Annotated in this window: 22 protein-coding genes; 9 read left to right on the top strand and 13 right to left on the bottom strand. The window is 66.3% G+C overall.

Annotated elements, in window-relative coordinates:
- Positions 1-226: 226 nt before the first annotated feature.
- Together HBE64_RS14560 and HBE64_RS14555 are read right to left on the bottom strand one after the other, a co-directional pair.
- Positions 227-667, bottom strand: coding sequence for a hypothetical protein (locus HBE64_RS14560; protein WP_167103386.1), 441 nt, complete (start codon positions 665-667; stop codon positions 227-229).
- A 37-nt stretch (positions 668-704) separates the two neighbouring features.
- The gene (locus HBE64_RS14555; protein ID WP_167103384.1) at positions 705-2,123 is read right to left on the bottom strand and encodes a Fis family transcriptional regulator; all 1,419 of its coding nucleotides are present in this window, start codon (positions 2,121-2,123) and stop codon (positions 705-707) included.
- 171 nt (positions 2,124-2,294) lie between these two features.
- Between HBE64_RS14555 and HBE64_RS14550 the strand changes: the two genes are divergently transcribed.
- The 3 genes from HBE64_RS14550 to HBE64_RS14540 are packed head-to-tail and all read left to right on the top strand — an operon-like array spanning position 2,295 to position 6,978.
- Positions 2,295-4,175 (top strand): hypothetical protein, encoded by a 1,881-nt coding sequence (locus HBE64_RS14550; RefSeq protein WP_167103382.1) that lies wholly within the window; start codon positions 2,295-2,297, stop codon positions 4,173-4,175.
- Complete coding sequence (locus tag HBE64_RS14545; protein WP_167103380.1) at positions 4,175-5,797, top strand: class I SAM-dependent DNA methyltransferase; 1,623 nt, start codon at positions 4,175-4,177, stop codon at positions 5,795-5,797. Before HBE64_RS14550 ends, HBE64_RS14545 begins: the two co-directional genes overlap by 1 nt.
- Positions 5,794-6,978, top strand: a complete 1,185-nt coding sequence (locus tag HBE64_RS14540; RefSeq protein ID WP_167103378.1) for a hypothetical protein — start codon at positions 5,794-5,796, stop codon at positions 6,976-6,978. The genes HBE64_RS14545 and HBE64_RS14540 overlap by 4 nt, the downstream gene beginning before the upstream one ends.
- 116 nt (positions 6,979-7,094) lie before the next feature.
- Here the strand turns inward: HBE64_RS14540 and HBE64_RS14535 are convergent, their stop codons facing one another.
- Together HBE64_RS14535 and HBE64_RS14530 are read right to left on the bottom strand one after the other, a co-directional pair.
- On the bottom strand, positions 7,095-7,544 hold the full coding sequence (locus HBE64_RS14535; RefSeq protein WP_167103376.1) for a hypothetical protein: 450 nt from the start codon (positions 7,542-7,544) through the stop codon (positions 7,095-7,097).
- Positions 7,545-7,562: 18 nt separating this feature from the next.
- Positions 7,563-8,294, bottom strand: a complete 732-nt coding sequence (locus HBE64_RS14530) for a DUF433 domain-containing protein (RefSeq protein WP_167103374.1) — start codon at positions 8,292-8,294, stop codon at positions 7,563-7,565.
- Positions 8,295-8,509: 215 nt separating this feature from the next.
- Here HBE64_RS14530 and HBE64_RS14525 point away from each other — a divergent pair, with 215 nt between their 5' ends.
- Positions 8,510-11,695, top strand: coding sequence for a type I restriction endonuclease subunit R (locus tag HBE64_RS14525; protein ID WP_167103372.1), 3,186 nt, complete (start codon positions 8,510-8,512; stop codon positions 11,693-11,695).
- A gap of 12 nt (positions 11,696-11,707) precedes the next feature.
- Positions 11,708-11,923 (top strand): hypothetical protein, encoded by a 216-nt coding sequence (locus HBE64_RS14520; RefSeq protein WP_167103369.1) that lies wholly within the window; start codon positions 11,708-11,710, stop codon positions 11,921-11,923.
- Positions 11,924-11,973: 50 nt separating this feature from the next.
- On the opposite strand, the gene HBE64_RS14515 is transcribed toward HBE64_RS14520, so the two are convergent.
- The 4 genes from HBE64_RS14515 to HBE64_RS14500 all read right to left on the bottom strand — a co-directional run bounded on the left by HBE64_RS14515 (position 11,974) and on the right by HBE64_RS14500 (position 15,198).
- The gene (locus HBE64_RS14515) at positions 11,974-12,555 is read right to left on the bottom strand and encodes a nucleoside deaminase (protein ID WP_167103366.1); all 582 of its coding nucleotides are present in this window, start codon (positions 12,553-12,555) and stop codon (positions 11,974-11,976) included.
- Positions 12,556-12,598: 43 nt separating this feature from the next.
- Positions 12,599-13,936: an LLM class flavin-dependent oxidoreductase gene (locus tag HBE64_RS14510; RefSeq protein WP_167103363.1), complete on the bottom strand. Its 1,338-nt coding sequence runs from the start codon at positions 13,934-13,936 to the stop codon at positions 12,599-12,601.
- Positions 13,933-14,841 (bottom strand): MetQ/NlpA family ABC transporter substrate-binding protein, encoded by a 909-nt coding sequence (locus HBE64_RS14505; protein WP_167103360.1) that lies wholly within the window; start codon positions 14,839-14,841, stop codon positions 13,933-13,935. Before HBE64_RS14505 ends, HBE64_RS14510 begins: the two co-directional genes overlap by 4 nt.
- Positions 14,842-14,925: 84 nt before the next feature.
- The gene (locus HBE64_RS14500) at positions 14,926-15,198 is read right to left on the bottom strand and encodes a hypothetical protein (RefSeq protein ID WP_167103357.1); all 273 of its coding nucleotides are present in this window, start codon (positions 15,196-15,198) and stop codon (positions 14,926-14,928) included.
- 73 nt (positions 15,199-15,271) lie between these two features.
- Here HBE64_RS14500 and thyX point away from each other — a divergent pair, with 73 nt between their 5' ends.
- Genes thyX through HBE64_RS14485 form a run of 3 tightly spaced genes read left to right on the top strand, consistent with a single transcriptional unit; the run spans position 15,272 to position 18,639 of the window.
- Positions 15,272-16,024 (top strand): FAD-dependent thymidylate synthase, encoded by a 753-nt coding sequence (gene thyX, locus HBE64_RS14495; protein WP_167103354.1) that lies wholly within the window; start codon positions 15,272-15,274, stop codon positions 16,022-16,024.
- Positions 16,025-16,049: 25 nt separating this feature from the next.
- Positions 16,050-16,952, top strand: coding sequence for a 4-hydroxy-tetrahydrodipicolinate synthase (gene dapA / locus HBE64_RS14490; protein WP_167103351.1), 903 nt, complete (start codon positions 16,050-16,052; stop codon positions 16,950-16,952).
- Positions 16,953-16,959: 7 nt separating this feature from the next.
- Positions 16,960-18,639 carry a ribonuclease J gene (locus tag HBE64_RS14485; protein WP_167103348.1) on the top strand — a complete coding sequence of 560 codons (1,680 nt, stop codon included), beginning with the start codon at positions 16,960-16,962 and terminating at the stop codon, positions 18,637-18,639.
- On the opposite strand, the gene HBE64_RS14480 is transcribed toward HBE64_RS14485, so the two are convergent.
- The 3 genes from HBE64_RS14480 to HBE64_RS14470 are packed head-to-tail and all read right to left on the bottom strand — an operon-like array spanning position 18,626 to position 21,071.
- Positions 18,626-19,606 carry a DUF3445 domain-containing protein gene (locus HBE64_RS14480; protein WP_167109207.1) on the bottom strand — a complete coding sequence of 327 codons (981 nt, stop codon included), beginning with the start codon at positions 19,604-19,606 and terminating at the stop codon, positions 18,626-18,628. The two genes, HBE64_RS14485 and HBE64_RS14480, sit on opposite strands and share 14 nt — an antisense overlap.
- Before the next feature lie 5 nt (positions 19,607-19,611).
- Positions 19,612-20,538, bottom strand: a complete 927-nt coding sequence (locus HBE64_RS14475; protein WP_167103345.1) for a PDR/VanB family oxidoreductase — start codon at positions 20,536-20,538, stop codon at positions 19,612-19,614.
- Entirely contained in the window at positions 20,535-21,071 is a 537-nt protein-coding gene (locus HBE64_RS14470; protein WP_167103342.1) for a dimethylamine monooxygenase subunit DmmA family protein, read from the bottom strand. The genes HBE64_RS14475 and HBE64_RS14470 overlap by 4 nt, the downstream gene beginning before the upstream one ends.
- 80 nt (positions 21,072-21,151) lie before the next feature.
- On the opposite strand from HBE64_RS14470, the gene HBE64_RS14465 reads away from it, so the two are divergent.
- Positions 21,152-22,624: a hypothetical protein gene (locus HBE64_RS14465; protein ID WP_167103339.1), complete on the top strand. Its 1,473-nt coding sequence runs from the start codon at positions 21,152-21,154 to the stop codon at positions 22,622-22,624.
- Here the strand turns inward: HBE64_RS14465 and HBE64_RS14460 are convergent.
- Together HBE64_RS14460 and HBE64_RS14455 are read right to left on the bottom strand one after the other, a co-directional pair.
- Positions 22,621-23,436, bottom strand: a complete 816-nt coding sequence (locus tag HBE64_RS14460; RefSeq protein ID WP_167103336.1) for a mycofactocin-coupled SDR family oxidoreductase — start codon at positions 23,434-23,436, stop codon at positions 22,621-22,623. The two genes, HBE64_RS14465 and HBE64_RS14460, sit on opposite strands and share 4 nt — an antisense overlap.
- A gap of 2 nt (positions 23,437-23,438) precedes the next feature.
- Positions 23,439-23,753 carry a putative quinol monooxygenase gene (locus tag HBE64_RS14455; RefSeq protein ID WP_167103333.1) on the bottom strand — a complete coding sequence of 105 codons (315 nt, stop codon included), beginning with the start codon at positions 23,751-23,753 and terminating at the stop codon, positions 23,439-23,441.
- Positions 23,754-23,769 lie beyond the last annotated feature (16 nt).

Below are 23,769 nucleotides of genomic sequence, written 5' to 3'. Positions count from 1 at the left end.
CACTGCGTTCTCAAGGCCGGCGAGCACGGCGGCGGGCGTGTGTCAGGTGGAACATCCCGCACGGGCACAAGTAAGGCTGCTGCGGGATGTATTTGCCCCGCCCGCGCCTTCCGCGCCTACGCATCGCACGCACAGCAGCTCGAGCATGCCGCTCCTTTGGGAAGTCGACCTTGTAGGGCGTGGGGCATAGGACCGCTGGCGCTGAGGTGTTGTGTGACATGGTGTCTCACCTGCCCGATATGACTTGCGTGACGGTGGCCTTCAGGCTGGCGTCCTCCTGACCCGAGATCGATGTCTCGCGGTCGAACGTCGCCGTCCCGTCGGCGTCGATGGTGAAATTGCCGACCTGGTCTTGGTCCCCTCCGGTAACAGTGAAGATGACGGTTGTCTTGGCCGGCAACGGCTTCGCGCTGATGTATTGCGGATTGATGGCGTACCGGTAGTTGCAGCCGGCCGATCCGAAGCACTTCTGTTCGGTGATGATCACCCCGACGACGAAGTCGGCAGGGGTTGGCGGCTCGGCGGCAGTGGTGGTCGGCGTGGTTAGCTGAGACCAACCGCTAGCCGGGCTGGTTCCGGACCTCGCCTTTTCGGGGGCCACGCATCCGGTTGCAACCGCGATGAGAACCGGGGTGATGACGACAGCGTTCAGAGCGATGCGATTCATAATGATCCTTGTCGTGGTGGTTGACGGCCAACAGGGTTCAGGCGACGGCGTCGTCGGTCCTGTCGGTGATCTCCGACGCGGATTGCACGTCGGCAAGTGCCGCGAGAGCCTCGGTGAGAAGCCGTTGGATGCCGGAAGTGACTGCAGTGCAGCCGGTCTCGATCTTGTCGGCGTTCTTGTGGATGGAACTGGCGGCCTTCTTGATGTCGTCGATACGGTCGAGCTGGGCCGCGGCCGCGGTGATTTTCTCCTCAGCAGTAGACAGTTGCTCCGCCCCGCGACGGGTGGAGGCCGCCAGCGCCGCGGCGCGCAACAACAACACCACGGTGCGTACGAGGTCGGGATCGTCGGACGTCGGATCGAATGCGAGCACAATCCGCCTCGATCCGAGTACGCGAATTGCGTGACCGCCGTTCTGCTCGGGGGTTCGGACGAGGCCGAGCGATGACGCTGCCTGGCGGTTGCGCTCGGCCTCGTCCAGGTACTCGGTCCACCCCGCACGAGCCGAGTCCGTCATTTCCATCACCACGCGTGCGAGGCCGCCGTCGATGGTGAGCAAGCCGTCGCCCTTCTTGGAGCGGGGCAGGTGCCCGACGACGGTGCGGGTGTCCGCGTATTCGTCGCCAAGCCCGGCGGCCACCTCGGACAACACGACGTTGACCTGGTTCTCGTAGGTATCGCCCTTGATCGGCGTTACCTTGCTGACGTTGTCGTGTGCCGCTTGGATCTTGAGCGCCACGCCGATTTCATCGACTTTCTGGGCGATGGTCTCGTGGTTCCTCCCGATCAACTCGGTCAGCTGAACCTGGCGGGCCTCTAGGCCTGCCGTGTGTTTGGCCATCGGTGAGGTCGGATCGCTCGGGTCAAACTGCTTCGCGGCCTTGGTGAGCACCTCGCCGATGCTGGCGGTGCTCTTGGCGTCGAGGTCGGCGCTGAACTTGTCCAGCAGGGGCTGCAGGCGCTCAAGGAGTTCGGGGCTCTCGCCGCCGAAGATCTTGCGTACCTCGGTGTTCAGCTCGGTCTTGGCGGCGGCCACCGACTTGGTGAACTCCTTGCGGTTGACCTCGTCGGCCTCGACGATCGCCTTCTTGGCGTCGGCCGCCGCCTTCGCCACCGTGGCCGTCGCGTCCTTCACCGTGCGCTCGGTGACCTCAGCGGCTTTCGCGGTGGAATCCGCCGCCTTCTCGCCGACTTCCTTGAGCATGCGTTCCAGCGCCCGCGCATCCATCGACTGGCCAGTCGCCGACAACGCGTGCGCGCCGATCTTGACCGCCTCGGTGACGAACTCGGAGAAGTCGGCGCCCTCGAGGATCTCTGCGTCGTCGACGATGTTGCCGCGTTCGCCGGTGGTCCAGCGCTGTGCTTCGCGGGCTGCGTCTTTGTCACGGATGGTCAGGTTCTCGATGACGATCGCGGCGTTGTCGGCGCCGAGGTGGACGCGGGTGGTGTGGGCCATGGGTTCTCCTCCTTCGCAGTCAGCCGCAGGCAGCGGCGCATGTGGGAAAGACTCCAGTGGATCAATGGAGGTGGCAATCCCTAACGCTGATAAGGAGGCTTATCAGTAATCGTGATTGCGACCGAGGCAGGGCGCGCCTACCCTGAGGGTCGAGTCTGAAAGGAGGTCGGCATGAACACGATGACGTTGCAGGACGTGGCCGACCTCGCCAACGTACAGCGGCCGGTCGTCAGCATGTGGCGAAAGCGGCAGTCGGTCGCCGGCGTGTCCATCCCATTCCCGCGGCCGGTGGAGAAGATCAACGGCGTCGAGCGGTTCGCACCCATTGACGTGATCGACTACCTTCGTCGCACCCGCCGCGGCAACAATCTGGAGTTGGAATACGACGCGCCTGCCATCGCTGTGCCCGACGGCGTCGCCATCGACGACATTGAGACCATGTTGGCGTGGCATGTCCTCACCGGTGCCGCACTCTGTGGCACGACCGTGGCCGACAGGGTCCGCCTTGCCCGTGAATTCGACCCCGACGACGCCCTCCTGCTGAGCGAAGTCAGCACCCTGCAACCCACCGATCGAACATTGGCCTACGTCGACGATCTGGTGGAGGCTTCGTACGGCCCCTCGGATGCCTTGGCGCGCCTGCACCGCAGCAGGCTCAAACGCGAGATGGCCGCGCGAGACCTCACCCCTAACGCGATAAGGCTGCTTACCCGGGTCACTACCGAGTGCGCGGTCTTCCTCGCCGCCGATGGACTCACTCTGCACGCCGACGGCAGCGCCGTGGCTTTGGACGTAGCAGCACAGGCCGGGCTCGCTGTGTCATCGCAGGATCGGGCAGTCCTGCGCCGCGCGGCCATCGCAGGAATCGGCATCGGAAGTGCCCGTGATCGCAGCCTCACATTCCACTCGGTCATCGGCCTGGGCGCCTCGCAGGCGCTGGACCAGGCCGACGATCTCGTTCTCGGCCTGGACCCGGGTCAAGTCGCGGTGCTGGTGGGGCCAGCCTCGGCCCTGGCTGACACGCTGGTCGGTGATCTGCAGGTCCGCCGGGCAAATGCGCTTCGCGTCGGCAATGTCGTTGCCGCCCTGCGTCTTCCGCGCGGGTTCTGGAGGGAGGCGCACCGGCAGAACCAGGCTGTCTGGGTGTGTCGTGGCGGCGCGGACGAACTGCGCCCGTGCGTCGCCGACCTGGCAGGTGTATCGGAGGTGGACCTCGGGGACCTCGCAGCCGACGTCGCAGCCGCACTGGCCCAGACCGACGATCGCGCCTTCCGATATGCCCGCCGGGTCGAGCGGTCCGGAGTGCTCACGGGTGGGCCGCTCGTCCCTCGTGGGGCTCGGGCGACGGTGTTGCGTTCCGCGGATCAGGCATCGCACCTCGACCGCGTCCATGCGGCGACGCTGACGACGATGGCTCCGCTCGCCCCACTCGATATTCTGGTGGAGGCCTCGCCAGGACGAGTGCGGCTACGACACCGCTCGTTCGGCGAGCTGTGCGACGAGAAAAAGCTGGCAGTCAAGCGCGGCAACCGGATTGACATCACCCACGCCGCTGCTGATGGCAGTGTGGTGGTGTTGCCTACGGAGCTGTGTGGGGAAATCCGGATGGACCCACTGGACGCGGAACAGCGCTATCCGCGATCGGTGCGCACCGAACCGGGCGATGTCATCTTTGTGGAGAAGCCAATTCCCCGCGCCTGGGTCGACGCCCGTGGGGGAGCGATGGTGATCTCACCCGCCAGAATCTTGCGGCTTGGCCCGGCGGCTGAAATAGGGCCGCGACTGCTCGCGGCGGTCATCAACCACGCCGTGACGCCAGGGTCGGAGTGGCAGACCTGGAGCACGCCGGCGATCTCACGCGATGAGGCCGACCGGCTGGAGGCCGCGCTCGCCGACGTCGAACGCTACGAAGCCGAAGCAACCCGGCGGCTCGACGCGGCCACCGCCTTGAAGAAAGCGTTGATCGACGGGGTGGCGGCCGGCGCCCTGACGCTCAACGCACAACCGACCACGCCCGGCGTCGCCGCGGCGGAACTCAAGAGAGGGCATTGATGCCACCGAGGAAGAAAGCCGAACCCCAGGCGCCATCGACTCCCAAAGAGCTCAAGGACACGCTGTGGAAAGCGGCCGACAAGCTGCGCGGGTCACTGTCGGCCAGCCAGTACAAGGACGTGATCCTGGGTCTGGTGTTCCTCAAGTACGTCTCCGACGCCTACGACGAGCGGCGCGAGGCCATCCGCGCCGAGCTGGTCGGCGACGGGATGGACGCCGAGCAGATCGAGGAGCTCATCGAGGACCCCGAGGAGTACCAGGGCTACGGGGTCTTTGTCGTGCCCCCAACCGCCCGGTGGAAGTTCCTGGCGGAGAACGCCAAAGGCCAGCCGGCCAGCGGCGGACAACCGGCGAAGAACGTTGGCCAGCTGATCGACGACGCGATGGACGCGGTGATGAAGGCCAACCCGACGCTGCAGGGCACGCTGCCGCGGCTATACAACAGGGACAACATCGACCAGCGCCGATTGGGTGAGCTGCTCGACCTGTTCAACAGCGCCCGGTTCAGCAGGCAGGGCGAGGGTCGGGCCCGTGATCTGATGGGTGAGGTCTACGAATACTTCCTGGGCAACTTCGCCCGCGCGGAAGGCAAGCGGGGCGGGGAGTTCTTCACTCCACCCAGCGTGGTGAAGGTGATCGTCGAGGTGCTGGAACCGTCCCGGGGCCGGGTCTACGACCCGTGTTGCGGATCCGGCGGCATGTTCGTACAGACCGAGAAGTTCATCTACGAACACGACGGCGACCCGAAAGACATTGCCATCTATGGCCAGGAGAGCATCGAGGAGACCTGGCGGATGGCCAAGATGAACCTGGCAATCCACGGCATCGACAACAAGGGCCTCGGTGCGCGCTGGGGTGACACCTTCGCCCGCGACCAGCATCCCGATGTGCAGATGGACTACGTGCTGGCCAACCCGCCGTTCAACATCAAGGACTGGGCCCGCAACGAGGAGGACCCGCGCTGGCGCTTCGGGGTGCCGCCGGCCAACAATGCCAACTACGCCTGGATTCAGCACATCCTCTACAAGCTGGCACCCGGCGGCAAGGCCGGTGTGGTGATGGCCAACGGGTCGATGTCGTCGAACTCCAACGGGGAAGGTGACATTCGCGCCCAGATCGTCGAAGCCGACCTGGTGTCCTGCATGATCGCGCTGCCCACTCAGCTGTTCCGCAGCACCGGCATACCGGTGTGCGTCTGGTTCTTCGCCAAGGACAAGAGCGCTGGCAAGCAGGGCTCGATCGATCGTTCGGGCCAGGTGCTGTTCATCGACGCCCGCGAGATGGGCTACATGGTGGACCGGGCCGAGCGGGCACTGTCCAACGATGACATCGTCAAGATCGGCGATACTTATCACGCTTGGCGGGGATCAGCGTCTGCCGCTTCGAAAGCGGTTGCTTACGAGGATTTTCCGGGATTTTGTAAGTCGGTGAATCTGGCAGAGATTAAGGCGGCCGACTATGCGTTGACGCCGGGACGCTATGTCGGTGCGGCGGCAGTCGAGGATGACGGTGAGCCGATCGATGAGAAGATTGCTCGTTTGAAGACGGAACTACTTGCGGCGTTTGATGAGTCGGCGCGGTTGGAGAAAGTGGTTAGGGAGCAGTTGGAGCAGCTGTCGTGAGACTGGTCCGAGTTACGGAACTGGTTGCCAGCGGTGTCTTGCGTATTGAGGACGGGAATCACGGCGAAAACCGGCCGCGACCGGATGAGTTTGTGGACACCGGCGTTCCCTTCATTAGGGCTGCTGATATGGCCAGCGGTGTGGTGGATTACGTTGGCGCTGGCAGAATCAATGCTGTCGCGCGTTCACGGATTCGGAAGGGTGTGGGCGCACCAGGGGATGTAATTCTCTCGCACAAAGGGACTGTTGGTCGTATCGCAGTTGCTCCCCTGGACGCACCAGACTATGTGTGTTCTCCACAGACAACTTTCTGGCGATCGTTGGACACGGACAAGCTGGATCGGCGCTTCTTGCGCTATGTGATGCAGTCTGCTGATTTCCAGCGTCAGTTGGACGTCCTCAAAGGGCAGACCGACATGGCCCCCTATGTCAGCTTGACTGATCAGCGGTCCATGTCTCTCTGGATACCTGACATCAGCTACCAACGGCTGATTGGTGCGGTCCTAGGTTCGATTGATGACAAGATCGCGGCGAATGCGCATTGCGTTAATGTTGCCGACCAACTCGCCTGCGCTCTATTCCGCGAGTGCTGTGATGGCACAGGAATGACGCTCCGCTCAGTTGCGGAGGTGACAATGGGTTCCTCGCCGCCTGGATCAAGCTATAACGAGTCGGGGTACGGGGTTCCGTTTTATCAAGGTGTTCGCGACTTCGGAATGAGAACACCGACTCATCGGGTCTGGACCGACGCCCCTGTTCGGACGGCTGAGGCAGGGGACACTCTGCTAAGCGTGCGCGCTCCGGTTGGCCGAACGAATTTGGCGGGGGAGCACGTTTGTCTCGGGCGAGGTCTTGCCGGCCTTCGATCACGTACGGGGCGTCCGATGACGCTGTTTCACCAGGTCCGTGCAGCTGAAGACTCCTGGGCACCGTTCGACGCGGAGGGGACGGTGTTTGGATCGATTAACCGGGCGAACCTTGAGTCGGTTGTCATTCCGACGGTCCGTGCGGGGCTCGAAGGTCAACTGGAGGCACATCTGGAGGCTGTAGAGGCAAATATTGGTGCGATCCTCGGCGAGATTGACGATCTCGCCCGAGCTCGCGACGAACTCCTCCCGCTCCTCATGTCGGGCAAGGTCCGCGTCAAGGACGCCGAAGCGATTGTCGAAGAGGCCGTGTGAAGTCGCTGCAAGGGACTCGATTGTGCAACGGAGCGTTGCACAATCGGCGGCGTGGCTATGCGGGTGTCCGCGATGCCGGTCAGACCGGTGTCGGTGCTACCGCGCGAAAGCACACACTACGCCGATTGCCCCGAAACGGAGTTCACACTGAAGTCTCGCGGAACGAACTCGTCCACTCTGTTCTCGTTCAGCATGTAGATCCACGGCCCCACCGGACGGTCGGCGACGATTTCCTCCATCCGCGTCCAGTGCCGGACCACGCGGACAAGCCATTCCCACGTCGGCAGATCGTTCTTGCCGCCGATGTTGAAGACGCGCAGCCCGTGCTCCCAGAGCGCCAGCACCTCGACGGGTTTGGTCCTGAGTTTCTTGTCGCGGGTGATGACCACCAGGTCCTGCTTGGCCACTTCGGGGATCCACTCGGTGTCGAGGGCGCCGCGCGGGCACGCGGGGATCAACGGATGCCCAACGTGGATGGTGTCCTTGCGCGCGGCGGCCAGCGCCAGCCCGAGACCAGCTGCGCTCTCGTCAACGTAGAACCGGACCAGGTGCGCAACTGCGACCATCGTCCCGCCCGCTTCGGGTCAGCTCGCCCGGGCGGCATAGGCGGCAGCGGTTTTCAGCTCATACCGCACCGCGGCCTCGACCAAGTGCTGCGGCAGCTGGTAGAGCTCGGCGATCATCTCGACGGGGTCACCCGCCACGTAGAGTTCGCGAATCACCTCGGTCGGCACACCGCGGGTGGACGGCTCACCGAACCGCCGCAGCGGGTCCACCACCACATCGCGGATGGCTGGGTCGGGACTCAGGCTCGTCACCTCGGGCCGTTTGGCGCGGCCGTGACCGACGTCCTCCCAATGCAGCGAATCGGCGAATTCCTGCGCTTGGGGCGACCAGGCGAGCATCTGCTGATCGTTGCGGACGACCACGAGGCGCAGGCGACGGTCCAGACCGACCTTCTCTTCGACGGTGCGGACCAGTTCGCGTCCGTCGACGGTGAGCCAGGTCTTCGCCGAGGCCAGCGGATACCGACTGTTCAACTCTTCGCGGAGCTTCTCGACGGCGGGCCGCATCTTCACCAGCGGTACACCCTCGTCGCGGTACTCGGCGAGCAGCCGGGCCTCGATGAACTCGCCCCAGGTGACCGTCTCGACGCCGGTCGGCTCGGTGCGAATGACCGGGGGATAGGCCTTCCCGCCCCGGCGATAGCCGTCGATCCAGCGCTGCGAGGTCCCCGACTTGAGCCCAAGGATGCGATCGACCTGACCGAACCCGTAGACGGGCCGGTCTTGGACATCGACGACCTTGCTGCTCATAGACAGCATCATGTCAGGTGGCACCGACGAGTCGCTGCTGATTATGCCGCGTTTTCGCCGGGCGCCTCCGCGCCCAACATCACCTCCGAGCGGGGCTCAGCTGGGGTTATGGTCGAGTGCGGGCGCCACATAGACAGTGTCGAAGATCGTGTCGAAGATCGTGTCGATGTGGTGTCGATGACGCCGTGGCGCGACCCGCCAGACGAGGGGGACAGGTGACCGACTTCGGTGAAGACGAGTGGGAGACCATCGCGCTCGAAGTGCTCGCCGAACAGGAGTGGTTGGCGCTCAACGGCTCTGACATCGCCCCCGGCACCGAGAACGGGCGCACGTCGTGGGATGAGCTGGTGCTGCCCGACCGCATGTTGGCGCGGATGCGCGTCCTCAACCCCGACGTGCCGGTGGAGTACCTCGAACAAGCACGCGCCGCGATCCTGCAGCCGTCCTCGCAGGACGCCATCACTGAGAACTTCCGCCTGCATCAGTACCTGGTCGACGGCTACCGCGGCATCAGCTACATCGACGCCGACGGTATCGAACAGAACCCCACCATCCGGCTGGTCAGTCACCGCCCCGAGGAGAATGAGCTGCTCGCGGTCAAACAGGTCACCATCCGGTCGGCAGAACACGACCGCCGGTTCGATGTCGTGCTCTACCTCAACGGCATGCCCATCGCGTTCTTCGAGCTCAAGCAGGCCGGCTCCAAGAACGCCGACTTGGCCAGCGCGCACGCCCAGTTCGCCACCTACCTACGTGAGTTCCCGATGGCGTTCCGATTCGCCGTCCTCAACGTCATCAGCGATGGGATCACCGCCCGCTACGGCACCCCGTTCACTCCGCTGGAGCACTATGCGCCGTGGAACGTCGATGACGACGGCCGTCCGGTGACCTTCGGCAAGCCCGTCGACGACGTCCACCTCGGCACCGAGCTTGAGTACCTGATCGAGGGCCTGTTCAACTCCGAACGGTTCCTGCAACTGCTGCGGAACTTCACCGCCTTCGACGCCGGTGCGGACGGGCTCGTCAAGCGAATCGCCAAGCCGCACCAGTACTTTGCGGTCACCAAGGCCGTCGGCTCCACCGTCGCCGCGGCCGAGAGCAACGGCAAGGCCGGTGTCGTCTGGCACACCCAGGGGTCAGGCAAGTCGATGGAGATGGAGCTCTACACCCATCTGGTTGCCGCGCAGCCCAAGCTGAAGAACCCGACGGTCGTCGTGGTGACCGACCGCAAGGACCTCGACGGCCAGCTCTACGAGACCTTCAACCGGTCCCGGCTGCTGGGTGAGTCGCCCGTCAAGATCACATCCCGCGCGCAATTGCGCGACGAACTGACCAACCGCGCGACGGGCGGCATCTACTTCACCACCTTGCAGAAGTTCAGCCGCACCGAAGCCGAACGGGAATCCGGTGCCGATCACCCGCTGCTGTCTGACCGTCGAAACATCATCGTTGTCGTCGACGAGGCCCACCGAAGCCACTACGACGACCTCGACGGCTACGCCCGCCACATCCGCGACGCGCTGCCCAACGCGGTGTTCATCGCCTTCACCGGAACCCCGATCTGCGAGGCCGACCGCGACACCCGCGACGTGTTCGGCCCGGACATCGACGTCTACGACCTTACCCGCGCCGTCAACGACAAGGCCACGGTCCCAGTCTATTTCGAGCCTCGCCTGATCAAGGTCACCCTCGCCGAAGGTGTCAGCGAGGACGACCTGGACAAGGCCGCCGACGAAGTCACCTCCGGCCTCGATGATGTGGAACGCGATCAGATCGAAAAGTCCGTCGCGGTGATCAACGCCGTCTACGGCGCGCCGGACCGCCTGGCGGCGCTGGCCCGCGACATCGTCGAGCACTGGGAGATCCGTTCAGCCGAGATGCGCAAGTTCATCTCCTGCCCCGGCAAGGCCTTCATCGTCGGAGCCACCCGCGAAATCTGCGCCAACCTCTACGAGGAGATCATTAAACTGCGGCCGGAATGGCACGACGACGCCGTCGACAAGGGCGTCGTCAAAGTCGTCTACTCGGGCAGCGCCAAAGACCAGGAGCCGATCGCCAAACACGTACGGCGTGACGCGCTGAACAAGACGATCCAGAAGCGGCTGCGCGATCCCGACGACGAACTGCAGATCGTCCTGGTAAAGGACATGATGCTCACCGGCTTCGACGCTCCGCCGCTGCATACGCTCTACCTTGACCGCCCGCTCAAGGGTGCGCTGCTGATGCAGACCCTGGCCCGTGTCAACCGAACCTTCCGTGAGAAGCCAAACGGTCTGCTAGTCGCGTACGCGCCGCTTGTCGAGAACCTGAACAAGGCGCTCGCCGAGTACACCCAGACCGACCGGAAGGAACGGCCGGTCGGCAAGAACATCGACGAAGCCGTCGGGCTCACCGAAACGCTGATCGCCCAGATCGACGCGCTGTGCGCCGGGTACGACTGGCGCGCCAAGATCACCGAGTCGCACGGGTGGATGAAGGCCGCGGTGGGTCTCACGAACTATCTACGCGATCCTGGCACGCCGGGTAACCAGGTCGCGGAGGGTCAGGCGACTCTCGCCGACCGGTTCCGCGCGCTGGCCAATCAACTGGCTCGGGCCTGGGCGCTGTGCGCCGGCAGTCAAACGCTGGATAGCCTGCGCCCGACCGCCAAGTTCTACGAGCAGGTCCGGGTGTGGATGGCTAAGTTCGACGCCCAGGAGCGGCAGGCATCCGGCAAGCCGGTGCCTGAGGAGATCAAGCGGATGCTCTCGACCCTGGTCTACGACTCGACTGCGTCGGACGGGATCGTCGACATCTACGATGCCGCCGGCCTACCTAAGCCATCGCTGAGCGATCTGAGCCCGGAGTTCGAAGCTCAGGCGAAGAAGGCCAGCAACCCACATCTGGCCATCGAAGCCCTGCGCGCGGTGATCACCGAGGAGGCGGCGCGCGCCACCCAGAACAATGTGGTGCGTCAGCGGGCTTTCTCCGAGCGCATCACCGAACTCATGCGGCGCTACACCAACCAGCAACTGACATCGGCCGAGGTGATCGCTGAGCTGATCGAGATGGCGAAAGAGGTTGCCGCCGAGGGTAACCGCGGCGCGCATTTCGCCCCGCCGCTTTCCCACGACGAGCTAGCATTTTACGACGCCGTCGCCCAGAACGAGTCCGCGGTCGAAGAGCAAGGCGAGGACGTGCTAGCCCAGATCGCCCGCGAACTGGTGGGCGTCATGCAGCGCGACACCAAGACGGACTGGACGGTGCGCGACGACGTGCGTGCCAAACTGCGCTCGTCGATCAAGCGGTTGCTCGTCAAGTACAAGTACCCGCCCGACAAGCAACCCGCTGCTATCAAGCTCGTCATCGAACAGATGGAGGCGCTGGCGCCTCGTTATGCGGGCGTCAGTGCGAGCAAGTGAGTGGAGCTGTCAATGGCTGAACAACCGCATAGTGATCGGACCCTCACGGGGATCACGGACCGAGTGAGCGCTGTCGTTGCCGACACACGAAAGCTCTACGACTTGATCCGTGCAGCCAAAGAGCTTGGATATAGCTACAACGAACTGGAGCAGGCGACCGGCTTTCCTCGCGGTACGGTGCAGAACATTGTCAGCGGTCGTAATCCAAGGCTGACGGTCGAGAATTAGAACTCCGTGATCGGCATCCCTGACTTCGCGCCTGGGAGTTCGCGAAGCGATCAGCTCAGCGGAATATCGTTGTCGCTCTTGGATTCCTGATACCGCGACGACAGCACGTCGTACTGCTCGCGGATACGCTGTTCCTGCGCCTGAAGCTTTGTACGCAGCGGCTCGGGTTCGGAGTCGGCGAGGGCCGGCATCGAATACGCCGTCCAGAACGCGTTACGGCGGCGGTATCCGCCGGGCTGCAGCCCGAACACCTCGGAAAGGATCTTGAGATCGTGCGGGATGGCGAATCTGTCCCGGGAGTCCTCGTGGCTGAAGAAGTAGTAGAAGTTGTCGAAGCCCGCCCAGGTGATCGCCGACATGCACATGGTGCACGGCTCATGGGTGGACAGGAAGATCAGCTCGTCGGACCCGGGCCGTTCCGGCAGCTCGTAGAACCGCTTGAGTGTGTGAACTTCGCCGTGCCACAACGGGTTCTCGGTCTCGCCGTTGGTCTCGGAGACGACGACTGACAGGTCGTCCTTGCGCAGGATGGCCGCCCCGAACACCTTGTTGCCCGCCGCCACACCCCGCTCGGTCAGCGGCAGGATCTCGTGCTCCAATACGTCCAGCAGGCGCGGCGCAATCGTCGACATGGCCCACGTTAACGCGCGCATCCCACGTCCGCGCGCCGGACGCTCACCCCGCCTGGGCGACCACCCGGCGGTCCGGCACTCGCGCCAGTCCCAGATGCCCCCGCAACGTCGACGTCGTGTACTCGCGGCGGAACAGTCCACGTTCCCGCAGGATCGGAATGACGTGATCGACGAACAGTTCCAGGCCGGAGGGGAATACGTCGGGCATCAGGTTGAACCCGTCGACCGCGCCTGCGACGAACCACTCCTCGATCGCGTCGGCGATCTGTTCAGGTCCGCCGACCACCAGCCGGTGCCAGGTGATCACCCGGTCGAGCAGTTCGCGCACCGTCAGATTCTCCCGGCGGGCCAGGTTCACCACGATGTCGCGAGCCCCCTGCGAGCCGGTGTCGGTGACGGCGCCGTCCAACAGCCACTGCGGCAGCGGCTTGTCCCACGACAGCTCCGAGGCGTCCACCGACAACTGGCCGGCCAGATGCGCCAGCCGCCGCTCGCCGGCCAGCTCGTTGAGCTCGTCGTTGCGGCGCCGTGCCTCGGCCTGTGTGCTGCCCAGCACGAACGACAACCCCGGCATGATGCGGACCGCGTCGCGCGGACGGCCGTGAGCGACAGTGCGCGAGCGCAACTCGGCGGCATTGCGCAGCGCATCCGGCAGTGAAGCCTGTGCGGCGAACACCCCGTCGGCGTAGCGGGCGGCCAGGTCCAGCCCGCCTGACGACCCGCCCGCCTGGAACAGCACCGGGTGGCCCTGCGGGGGACGGGGCAGGGTCAGCGGTCCGTCGACGGAGAAGAACTCCCCGCGATGGTCGATGGTGTGGATCGCACCCGGCCTGCTGAACGCGCCGGTCGCCTTGTCGGCGAGCACGGCGTCGTCGTCCCACGAATCCCACAGCGCACGAACCACATCGATGAACTCGGCGGCCCGGCGGTACCGCTGCCCACGGTCAGGCTGGGCGCCGCCGCCGAAGTTGTTCCACGCGTACGGGTCGCTGCTGGTGACCACGTTCCACGCGACCCGGCCGCGGCTGAGATGGTCGAGTGAGGCGAATCGCCGGGCCACGTTGTAGGGCTCCTCGAACGACGTGGACACCGTCGCGATCAACCCCAGATGCGTGGTCGCCGACGCCAGCGCCGACAGCAGGATCAACGGATCCAGGGCCAGGGGCGGGGCCACCAACGGCTGCGCGGGGTCCTGGAACAGCGACGGACTGTCGGCCAGGAACAGCGCATCCAGCGTGCCCCGCTCGGAGATCCGCGCCAGGTTGAGCCAGAACGACAGGTCGGTGAACCAGTTCGGGTCAGCTCCGGGGAACTGCCACGCCGCCGGGTGCATCCCGTCGGACAGGACGTTGACCCCCAGGTGCAATTGGCGGGCGCTCACCCGGGATTGCCCGGCAGCGCAAGCTTTTTCACCTCAGGATCGGTGGCGATGAACTGCTGGACCCGCGGGTCCTTGAACGCCTTGATGAGGTTCTTGATGTTGTCGGTGTCGATGTAGTTGCTGCCCACCGTGAGCACCGAGGCGAATTCGTCGGGCGACTTCGGTGCGAAGATCAGCTTGTCCTCGCTCACGCCGGCGGCCAGGAACGACTCCGCGTAGCCGACGATGGCGTCCAGGTCGGGCAGCGCGCGCGGTTGGGCGCCGAAGTCCAGCAGGGTGAACTTGAGGTTCTTCGGGTTGGCGGAGATGTCTTTGGTGGTCAAGGCGGTGATGTCGGCGTCGGGGCGCAGCGTGACCAGTCCGGCCTGCGCCAGATACCAGATGCCCTGGGCGTTATTGGCAGGATCGGCCAGCAGCGACACCGTCGCCCCGTCCGGAAGTTCCTGCGGCGTCTTGTATTTGTCCGACCAGATACCGAATACCCAGTGGAAGAACGGTCCGGTGGCGGCCTGCTCCTTGAAGCTCGGGTTGGCGTCGAGCACCTGTTGCAGCCAGTGCCGGTGCTGGAAGATAGTGCCCGCGTAGTGGCCGTCGCTGATGGTCTGGTTGATCTGCGTGCTGTCGCCGAGTCCCACCGCCGCCACCTTGACGTTGTAGTCAGGGGCGACATTGGCGGCGATGTATTCGATGATGGCCTTCTCGGCCGGGTTGGAATCCAGGTAGACGACATCGAGCGTGGCGCCGGCGGTCTCATTCGCCGATGTGGTGCCACCGGAGCGCTGCACGACGAAATAGATTGCCGCCGCCGCGATTACAACAATGGCAGCAATCAGGTAGGGCCAGCGTCTGCGTTGTTTGAGGGTGAAGCCATGCGGCGTGGCCGCAACCGACTCGTCGATGCTCATACTTCGGGAAGGATGCTGCACACCAACGCAATTGCCCAGGTTTGCGATCACTGCGATCGACTCTCGGTGATCGCAAAGGCAGCGTCAGCGGTCGAGCGCGCGGATCAGGAGTTCCTTGATCTCGAAGGTGGTGTCCTCGAGTGAACGGACGCGGGCGTTGGTGTCATCGAGTGTCGATTCGACTCTGGTTAGCCTGACTTCTACCGTGTCGAGGCGCGTCTCTACCCGACCAAGACGCTCGGCCTGGTCCCGCTGGTTTTCACCCAGCGCATTGACGGCCGCGAGCACTGCGCGGTAGTCGGCCTGCGACGCCTCGAGGGCAGCAACGCGCGCTTCTAGGTCGGCCAGCGAGGACATAGGTGCGAGTCTACGAGCGTGCCCCGCGCCTGTCAGTTCACTGGGGATACGCCCGCAGCGCTACTGTTCTTCCGTGGCCGAGACGGCGCCGCTGCGCGTGCAACTGATCGCCAAGACCGAGTTCTTGGCGCCGCCCGACGTGCCCTGGAGCACCGACGCCGACGGCGGTGAGGCGCTGCTGGAGTTCGCCGGCCGGGCCTGCTACCAGAGCTGGTCCAAACCCAACCCGCGCACCGCCACCAACGCCGCCTACCTCAAGCACATCATCGACGTCGGCCACTTCTCGGTGCTCGAACACGCCTCGGTGAGCTTCTACATCACCGGCCTCTCCCGCTCGTGCACCCACGAACTGATCCGGCACCGCCACCTGAGCTACTCGCAGCTGTCCCAGCGCTACGTACCCGAGAACGAAGCCCAGGTAGTCGTTCCGCCCGCCCTCGAAGACGATCCCGAACTCCAGCAGATCCTGCTCGAGGCCGCCGACGCCAGCCGCGCCGCCTACGCCGAGCTGCTGGAGAAGCTGGAGGCCAAGTTCGCCGACCAGCCCAACGCGGTGCTGCGGCGCAAACAGGCCCGCCAGGCCGCCCGCGCGGTCCTGCCCAACGACACCGAGACCCGCATCGTGGTCACCGGAAACTACCGGGCCTGGCGGCACTTCATCGCCATGCGGGCCAGCGAGCACGCCGACGTGGAGATCCGCCGGCTGGCGATCGCCTGCCTGCGGGAGTTGACCCAGGTCGCGCCGTCAGTGTTCGCCGATTTCGAGATCACCGAGCTGGCCGATGGCACCGAGGTGGCAACGTCGCCGCTGGCGACGGAGGTCTGAGCCCGACCGGGTAATCTAGACGCCCGTGAGCATCAGCGGATTCGACGCCAGCGCCCGATTGGGCACGGTTCTGACCGCGATGGCGACGCCGTTCAAGCCCGACGGCTCCCTGGACACCGACGCCGCAGGCCAGCTGGCCACCCGGCTGGTCGACGCGGGCTGCGACGGGTTGGTGATCTCCGGCACCACCGGGGAGTCGCCGACCACCACCGACGCCGAGAAGAGCCTGCTGCTGCGGGCGGTCATCGAGGCCGTCGGCGACCGGGCCCGGATCATCGCCGGTGTCGGCACCTATGACACCGCGCACAGCGTGCACCTGGCCAAGGCTGCCGCCGCCGACGGTGCGCACGGCCTGCTGGTCGTCACCCCGTACTACTCGCGCCCCCCGCAGTCGGGTCTGGTCGCGCACTTCACCACCGTCGCCGACGCCACCGACCTGCCGGTGATCCTCTACGACATCCCGCCGCGTTCGGTCGTGCCGATCGCGTGGGACACCATGCGCACCGTCGCCCAGCATCCCAACATCGTCGCGGTCAAAGACGCCAAGGCGGACCTGCCCGGGGCCGCGGCGATCATGGCCGAGACCGGGCTGGCCTACTACTCCGGCGACGACGCGCTGAACCTGCCGTGGCTGGCCATGGGGGCAGTCGGATTCATCAGCGTCTGGGGACACCTGGCGGCCGGTCAGCTGCGAGAGATGTTGAGCGCCTTCAACTCCGGTGACCTCGCCACCGCCCGCAAGATCGCGGTGAGCCTTGGACCGCTCAACGAGGCGCAGACCCGCCTCGGCGGTGTCACGTTGTCCAAGGCCGGGCTCAAACTGCAGGGCTTCGACGCCGGTGACCCGCGGCTTCCGCAGATGCCGGCCACCGCCGCCGAACTCGACGAGCTCGCCGCCGACCTGCGTGCTGCGGGCGTGCTCCGATGAGCCGCGCGTGAACACCGACCTGACACCCCCGGGACCGCTGGCCCCGGGGGCGCTGCGCGTCACCCCGCTGGGCGGGGTCGGCGAAATCGGGCGCAACATGATGGTCTTCGAGCACCTGGGCCGACTGCTGATCGTCGACTGCGGGGCACTGTTCCCCACCCACGACGAGCCGGGTGTGGACCTGATCCTGCCCGACATCCGCCTCATCGAGCACCGCCTCGACGACATCGAAGCGCTCGTGCTCACCCACGCCCACGAAGACCACATCGGCGCGATCCCGTTCCTGCTCAAGCTCCGTGGCGACATCCCGATCGTGGGCTCGAAGTTCACCCTCGCCCTGGTCGCCGCGAAATGCCGCGAACACCGCATCAACCCGGTGTTCGTCGAAGTCTCCGAAGGCACCCGAAGCGCCCACGGCGTTTTCGAATGCCAATACTTCGCGGTGAACCATTCGATCCCCGACGCGCTGGCCATCGCCATCCACACCGGCGCCGGAGTTGTCCTGCACACCGGCGACATCAAACTCGACCAGCTGCCGCTCGACGGCCGTCCCACCGACCTGCCCGGCATGTCGCGTCTCGGCGACGCGGGAGTGGACCTGTTCCTGTGCGACTCGACCAACTCCGAGCTGCCCGGCGTGGGGCCGTCGGAGAGCGAAGTCGGGCCCACCCTGCACCGGCTCATCCGCGGCGCCGAGGGGCAGCGGGTGATCGTCGCCTGCTTCGCCTCCAACGTCGACCGGGTCCAGCAGATCATCGACGCCGCCGTGGCATTGGGCCGCAAGGTGTCCTTCGTCGGCCGCTCGATGGTCCGCAACATGGGCATCGCGAAGGACCTGGGATTCCTGAGTATCGAGGACCGCGATGTCGTCGACATCGGCGCTGCCGAGGAGATGCTGCCCGGGCAGGTCGTGCTGATCACCACCGGTACTCAGGGCGAGCCGATGGCGGCGCTGTCGCGGATGTCGCGCGGTGAGCATCGCAGCATCACCATCACCTCCGACGACCTGATCATCCTGTCGTCCTCGCTGATCCCCGGCAACGAGGAGGCGGTCTACGGTGTGATGGACGGCCTGGCCAAGATCGGCGCGCGTGTCGTCACCAATCAGCAAGTGCGAGTGCACGTCTCGGGTCACGCCTATTCCGGCGAGCTGCTGTTCCTCTACAACGGTGTCCGCCCCCGCAACGTGATGCCGGTCCACGGCACCTGGCGGATGCTGCGGGCCAACGCCAAGCTGGCTGCCGGTACCGGCGTCCCCGAAGACCGAATTCTGTTGACCGAGAACGGGGTCAGCGTCGATCTGATGTCCGGTGTGGCCAGCATCGCCGGGGCGGTGCCGGTCGGCAAGATGTTCGTCGACGGCCTCATCACCGGCGATGTCGGAGATGCGACGCTCGGCGAGCGGCTGACCCTGAGTTCGGGTTTCGTGGCGATCACCTTGGTGCTGCGCCGCGGCACCGGCCGGCTCGCCGCCCCGCCGCAACTGCATTCCCGGGGTTTCTCGGAGGATCCCAAGGCCCTCGATCCGGTGACACTCAAGGTCGAAGCTGCCCTGGAATCCCTTGCCGCCGACAACGTCACCGATCCGGTGCGCATCGCGCAGGCGGTACGGCGCACCGTGGGCAAGTGGGTGGGGGAGACCTACCGCCGCCAGCCGATGATCGTGCCGACCGTCATCGAGGTCTAGACCGCAACCAGTCCACCGCACGGTCGCGATAGGCCAGGATGCCCTTGTAGTCGGCCATGTCCTCGGGCAGTTCGGCCAGCACCGCCGCCGTGCGATCCCGCCACTGCTCGACGGTCGCGATGTCGGCCAGCGGCAGCATGTAACTGCGGATCAGGAAGCAGATGGCGCCGGATTCGGCCAGCCGGATCAGATGCTGCACCTCGACACGCAGATGCACCAGCCGGCCGAACTCCTCGTCGCCGAGGGCGTCGAGTTCACCCTTGTCGGGCAGCCACTCGGGCATCGTCTCGGTGGACACGTCGAGCCGTCGGCCGACTGTCATCGACCAGTTGGTCCGCCGGTAGATCTGGTTGGGCTGCAACCGCATCAGGAACTCGCGGGCCCGGGTGATCACCCCGGATTCCCGCAGCCGCGGCACCGGACCGTGGATCTCCAGGAACGTCATGCCCACGTCGAAGCCGAACGACCAGCCCGCGGCGAAGGTCACCACACCGGCGTCGGCGAACAGGTCGCCGTCGCGCTGGTCGAGCAGGACGATGTCGTCCTGCACCTGCCCGGCGATGTAGGCCAGCGGCTCGCACGGCAGCGTGGACTCGTCACCGATCACGAAATCCTGGGTGATGCCGAGCAGTTCGTTGCGCCAGTGCCACACCTCGCCGTCGCGGCTCAGGGACATCGAGTCGGGATAGCTGGTGGCCAGCTCGGTCATCAGCACAACCATGGTGTCCCAGCACGCCACCCGCATATGCGGCAGCGCGGCATGCCGGGTGGGGTCGGCCGCCAGGATGCGCTGCCGCTCGGCCAGCTCCTGGCGGTATTCGCTGTCGATGTGGATGACCTGCTGACCCCACTGTCCGGCAAGGGTTCTCACCGTGGTGCCGGCCGGCTCGAGGTTGGTGCTGTACCGGTAGGCGTCACCGGAGTACGGGAACGGGAACGACGCCACCAGATCGGGCGCGGACACCAGCGTGCTCACAGGTCCACCTCCAGGCGGCCGTGTGCCCTCGACACGCAGGCCATCATCGCGTCCCCCGCTTCCTTCTCCGCCTCGCTCAGATACAGGTCGCGGTGCAGCAGCAAACCGGAGCGCACCGCCACCCGGCATTCCCCGCAGACCCCCTGGCGGCACATGCTCGGTACCGCGACCCCGTGCGCCTCCAGTGCCTCCAGCAGCGACACCCCGGAGTCGACAACGAATGTGGTTCCGCTGCTGATCAATTCGGCTTCGAAGGGCTCGCCGGGGGCCAGGTCTCCACCGAAGTGTTCGACATGGATGCGGCTCGGCGGCCAGCCGAGCTCCGCAGCCGCGTTCACCACGTCGTCGATGAACGTCGCCGGCCCGCAGATGTAGGCGTGCGTGCCCAGCGGCGAATCACCCAGCGTCGCCGTCAGTTCGGCGAGGAACGCCGACCGCTCGGTGAAGAACCGTGCGTTGTCGGTCAGCGACTTGATGTCCTCCACATAGGCACCGCGGCCCTCACGGTGGATGTAGAGCAGCTGTGCATCGCGTCCCCACCGCCGGGCGCTGCGCAGGTGCGACACCATCGGGGTGATGCCGATCCCGGCGGCGATCAGCAGATGGCGCCGAGCGCCGAGCACCGGCGCGAACGCGCTACGCGGCGCACGGATTTCGAGGGCGTCCCCGAGGCTCAGCGCGTGGATCCAGCGTGAGCCGCCCCGCCCGTCCGGGCATTCCAGCACCGACACGACGTACTCGCGGGGCGCGGTCGTATCACCGGTCAGTGAGTAGGCGTTCGCGCCGCCGTCGTACTCGATGACGATGTGGCTGCCCGGGGTGAACGGCGGCAGCGGGGCTCGGTCGGGACGCGCCAGGGTCAGCGTCCGGATCCCGGGCACACCGTCGTCGATGCCGACGACCTGCACACTGATCGTCGTCACGGCGCGTCGGCCCGGTCGGCGTGGGTCGCGAAGCCGAGATGGCTGCCCACTCGCCGCGACACGTGATAGTGGACGAACAGCCGCCGGCCACAGCCCGTACACGGCAGCTCGCCGGTCAACTCGATCTCGGCGGTGCTGACGTGCCGGCAGTGCGCGCAGTACACCGTGCGGGTGTTGACCTCGGTCGTGGCGACTGTCATCTCGTCATCGCCGACCCCGAGGTCGATCGCCCGTGAACGTACCCGCAGGCACGCGTGCGCCGGACCGGCCAGCAACAGGCGCCATCCGACCACGGCGTCGGCCACATCGGCGGCCAGCACCGAACACGCCGCCTCGGCGTCGCTGACGTGATGGATCCGAAGTGCCGCGCCTGCATGGTGGGACCCGACCTCGGCGGCCCACTGCTGGGCGACCGGTTCGGCGTCGGTCCCGATCGCGAGCACCGTCCACGATCGCCCGGACAGGTCGGCAGGTGGGCGAACTTCCTCGACGGCCCACGGCGGGACGCTGGTCAGGGCCAGGTTGGGACTCATCGCCCCGCGATCCTATCCGCGGGTGGGCCCCGCGTGCCTGCCGGAAGAGGTCGGCCGGGCCGGGTGGTACAAAGCTCGTCATGCCTGCTGACCCGTCGACACCCGTCCTGATCGGCTGGCAGGCGGTGAGCCGGCGCGACGCCGATCCCCGCGACGGTAAAGAGGCGGCGGAGTTGATGGCCGTGGCGGCCCTCGGCGCACTCGCGGACATCCCGGGCAGCGCGGTGGACTGGATCGGGGCCACCGCGGGCCTGACCCGCTACGCCGACCCGGCCGCCCTGGTGGCCGAGCGGATCTGCGCCGCGGGCGCGCACACCGTGCTCGCCCACATCGGCGTCATGCAGCACACCCTGGTCAGCGAGGCCTGCCGCGCGGTCCAAACCGGCGCCCACCGGCTGGCCCTGGTCGTGGGTGCCGAAGCGCACTACCGCAAGGTCCGGTCGGCCGCCGCGGGGCAGGAGGCCGCCGTCACCGTCCAGGACGAGGGCGTCACGCCCGACGAGTCGCTGCGATCACCGGCCTTCGACGAGGCCATGAGCCACCCGGCCGAGACCGCCGCCGGGCTGGCCGCCACCCCGGCCTACTACGCCCTGATCGACAGCTTCTGGCGCAGCCGCCACGGCATCAGTGTCGAGGACCACCGCGACCATCTCGCCCAGCTGTACGCCCGCTTCGCCGAGATCGCCGCCGGCAACCCCGACGCGGTCCGTCGCACGCCCTACCGTCCCAGCGACCTGCGCGACCCGTCGCCGGCCAACCCGATGGTCGCCTTCCCGTACCCCAAGCTGATGGTGACCACCTGGACCGTCGACCAGGGTTGCGCGCTGCTGATCACCACCGAGGGCTACGCCGACGAGCTCGGTGTGCCGCGCAGCGCACGGCGCTACCCGCTGATCGCCGTGGAGTCCAACCACGTCGTTCCGGTGTCGGGCCGGACCCGGCTCAGCCAGCCGTCGTCGATGCGGATCATTGCCGAGGAGATCACCCGCCGCACCGGGCTGGACACCGCCCAGATCCCGTTGCTCGACCTGTATTCCGCGTTTCCCGCACCGGTGCTCATCGGGGCGGAGGCGTTGCGCGTGCCGCCCGGCCGGGATCTGACCCTGACCGGAGGCATGTCGTTCGCCGGCGGTCCGCTCAACAGTTACGTGTTGCATGCGATCGCCGCCGCGGCTGACCGGCTCGCTGCGCCGGATACCCAGACGGCCCTGATCAGTTGTGTCAGTGGGCTTTACAGCAAGCAGGGGGCGTTGGTGATCGCCGCGTCAGCCGGTTCCAACCCGTTCGAGACCGTCGATGTCACCGACGCGGTCGCCGAAGCCGAGCCCGGCCTCCCCGTCGTCGTCGACGCGACAGGGGAGGGCCGGATCGTGGCCTACACCGTGGTGTTCGAGGGCCAGCAGCCCGAGCGGGCCATCATCGTGGTCGACCTGGCCGACGGGCAGCGCACCGTCGCGCGCAGCCATGACCACGACGTGATGGCACAAGCGTTGTCGCGGGACATCATTGGCGCGCCGGTGCGGGTCGGCGACGGCCTGTTCGACTTCGTCTAGCGCTTGTTGACGTAGCCCGCGTCCACCGGCAGCGTGACACCGGTGACGTAGCGCCCGGCCTCGGAAACCAGGAAGTACACCGCATTGGCGATGTCCTCCGGTTCCAACGTCTGCACCGGCAACGCGTTGCTCATATCGGGCCCGCCGAGGTTCTGCTGGGCCAGCCCGTCGAGCCAGGAGCGGGTGAACTCGTTGTCGATCATCGGGGTGTTCACGCCGGCCGGATGCACCGAGTTGACCCGGATGTTGAAGGCCGCAAGGAAATTGGCGTACGCCCGCATCAGTCCGACCACACCGTGCTTGGCGACCGTGTAGCCCAGCGACCCGGCAACCGGCGCGCCGATGCCGACCAGCCCGGCCACCGAACTGGTCAGCACGATCGACCCGCCCTGACCCTGCTTGATCAGCGGACGCATCGCCACGTCGACGGTGTGATAGACGCCGGTCAGGTTCACGTCGATGACGTCCTGCCAGGCGGATTCATCGGCCATCGGGGCGATGCCGGCGTTGGCGATCACGATGTCCAGGCGGCCCAGTTCGGCGATGCCCTCTTTGAGAGCCGCTTTGAGTGCGGCCCGGTCGCGGACATCGGCCTCGCGGGCGACGATGCGCGCACCGGTGTCCTCGACGAGTTTGACCGTGGCGGCCATGTCCTCGGCGGTGGCCAGCGGGTAGGGCACGCTGGCGATCTGATCGCACAGGTCGACCGCGATGATGCTGGCGCCTTCCGAGGCCAGCTTGACCGCATGCGCGCGGCCCTGACCGCGGGCCGCGCCGGTGATGAACGCGACCTTGCCGTCGAGTTCACCCATGGTCAGGCCCGCAGCTGACCCTTGGCCGGGTCGCCTGCGACCACGGGGGTGAGCACCTTGATGTCGGGGGCGCCGTCGAGGTGCTCGCCGATCTCGCCGAACAGGGCGCCGATGGCGGGTGCGGTGCTGTGCGTCTTGAGGGCATCCTCGTCGGCCCACTGCTCGACGAACACGAAGGTCCGGTCGGTTTCGTGCAGCGAGTACAGCTGGCAGCCGGGCTCGTCGTGGACCGCGGCAATGGCCTTCTTGCAGGATTCGCGCACGGCGTCCACGGACTCGGGCTTGGCGGTGAAACTGGCAACGACGACCACGGGCATCGGGGGGCGCTCCTCG

Origin of the sequence: Mycobacterium sp. DL592 (genome assembly GCF_011694515.1) — a bacterium.
Lineage (GTDB): Bacteria > Actinomycetota > Actinomycetes > Mycobacteriales > Mycobacteriaceae > Mycobacterium.
The sequence above is the reverse complement of the archived record's forward strand: the minus strand, read 5'-3'. Positions and strand labels throughout refer to the sequence as shown.

What these genes read in the sequence shown, in the direction of transcription:
- HBE64_RS14560 (WP_167103386.1), bottom strand. Translation starts at nt 667, where the DNA reads ATGAATCGCATCGCTCTGAACGCTGTCGTCATCACCCCGGTTCTCATC.
- HBE64_RS14555 (WP_167103384.1), bottom strand. Translation starts at nt 2,123, where the DNA reads ATGGCCCACACCACCCGCGTCCACCTCGGCGCCGACAACGCCGCGATC.
- HBE64_RS14550 (WP_167103382.1), top strand. Translation starts at nt 2,295, where the DNA reads ATGAACACGATGACGTTGCAGGACGTGGCCGACCTCGCCAACGTACAG.
- HBE64_RS14545 (WP_167103380.1), top strand. Translation starts at nt 4,175, where the DNA reads ATGCCACCGAGGAAGAAAGCCGAACCCCAGGCGCCATCGACTCCCAAA.
- HBE64_RS14535 (WP_167103376.1), bottom strand. Translation starts at nt 7,544, where the DNA reads ATGGTCGCAGTTGCGCACCTGGTCCGGTTCTACGTTGACGAGAGCGCA.
- HBE64_RS14530 (WP_167103374.1), bottom strand. Translation starts at nt 8,294, where the DNA reads ATGAGCAGCAAGGTCGTCGATGTCCAAGACCGGCCCGTCTACGGGTTC.
- HBE64_RS14520 (WP_167103369.1), top strand. Translation starts at nt 11,708, where the DNA reads ATGGCTGAACAACCGCATAGTGATCGGACCCTCACGGGGATCACGGAC.
- HBE64_RS14515 (WP_167103366.1), bottom strand. Translation starts at nt 12,555, where the DNA reads ATGTCGACGATTGCGCCGCGCCTGCTGGACGTATTGGAGCACGAGATC.
- HBE64_RS14505 (WP_167103360.1), bottom strand. Translation starts at nt 14,841, where the DNA reads ATGAGCATCGACGAGTCGGTTGCGGCCACGCCGCATGGCTTCACCCTC.
- HBE64_RS14500 (WP_167103357.1), bottom strand. Translation starts at nt 15,198, where the DNA reads ATGTCCTCGCTGGCCGACCTAGAAGCGCGCGTTGCTGCCCTCGAGGCG.
- HBE64_RS14470 (WP_167103342.1), bottom strand. Translation starts at nt 21,071, where the DNA reads ATGAGTCCCAACCTGGCCCTGACCAGCGTCCCGCCGTGGGCCGTCGAG.
- HBE64_RS14465 (WP_167103339.1), top strand. Translation starts at nt 21,152, where the DNA reads ATGCCTGCTGACCCGTCGACACCCGTCCTGATCGGCTGGCAGGCGGTG.
- HBE64_RS14460 (WP_167103336.1), bottom strand. Translation starts at nt 23,436, where the DNA reads ATGGGTGAACTCGACGGCAAGGTCGCGTTCATCACCGGCGCGGCCCGC.
- HBE64_RS14455 (WP_167103333.1), bottom strand. Translation starts at nt 23,753, where the DNA reads ATGCCCGTGGTCGTCGTTGCCAGTTTCACCGCCAAGCCCGAGTCCGTG.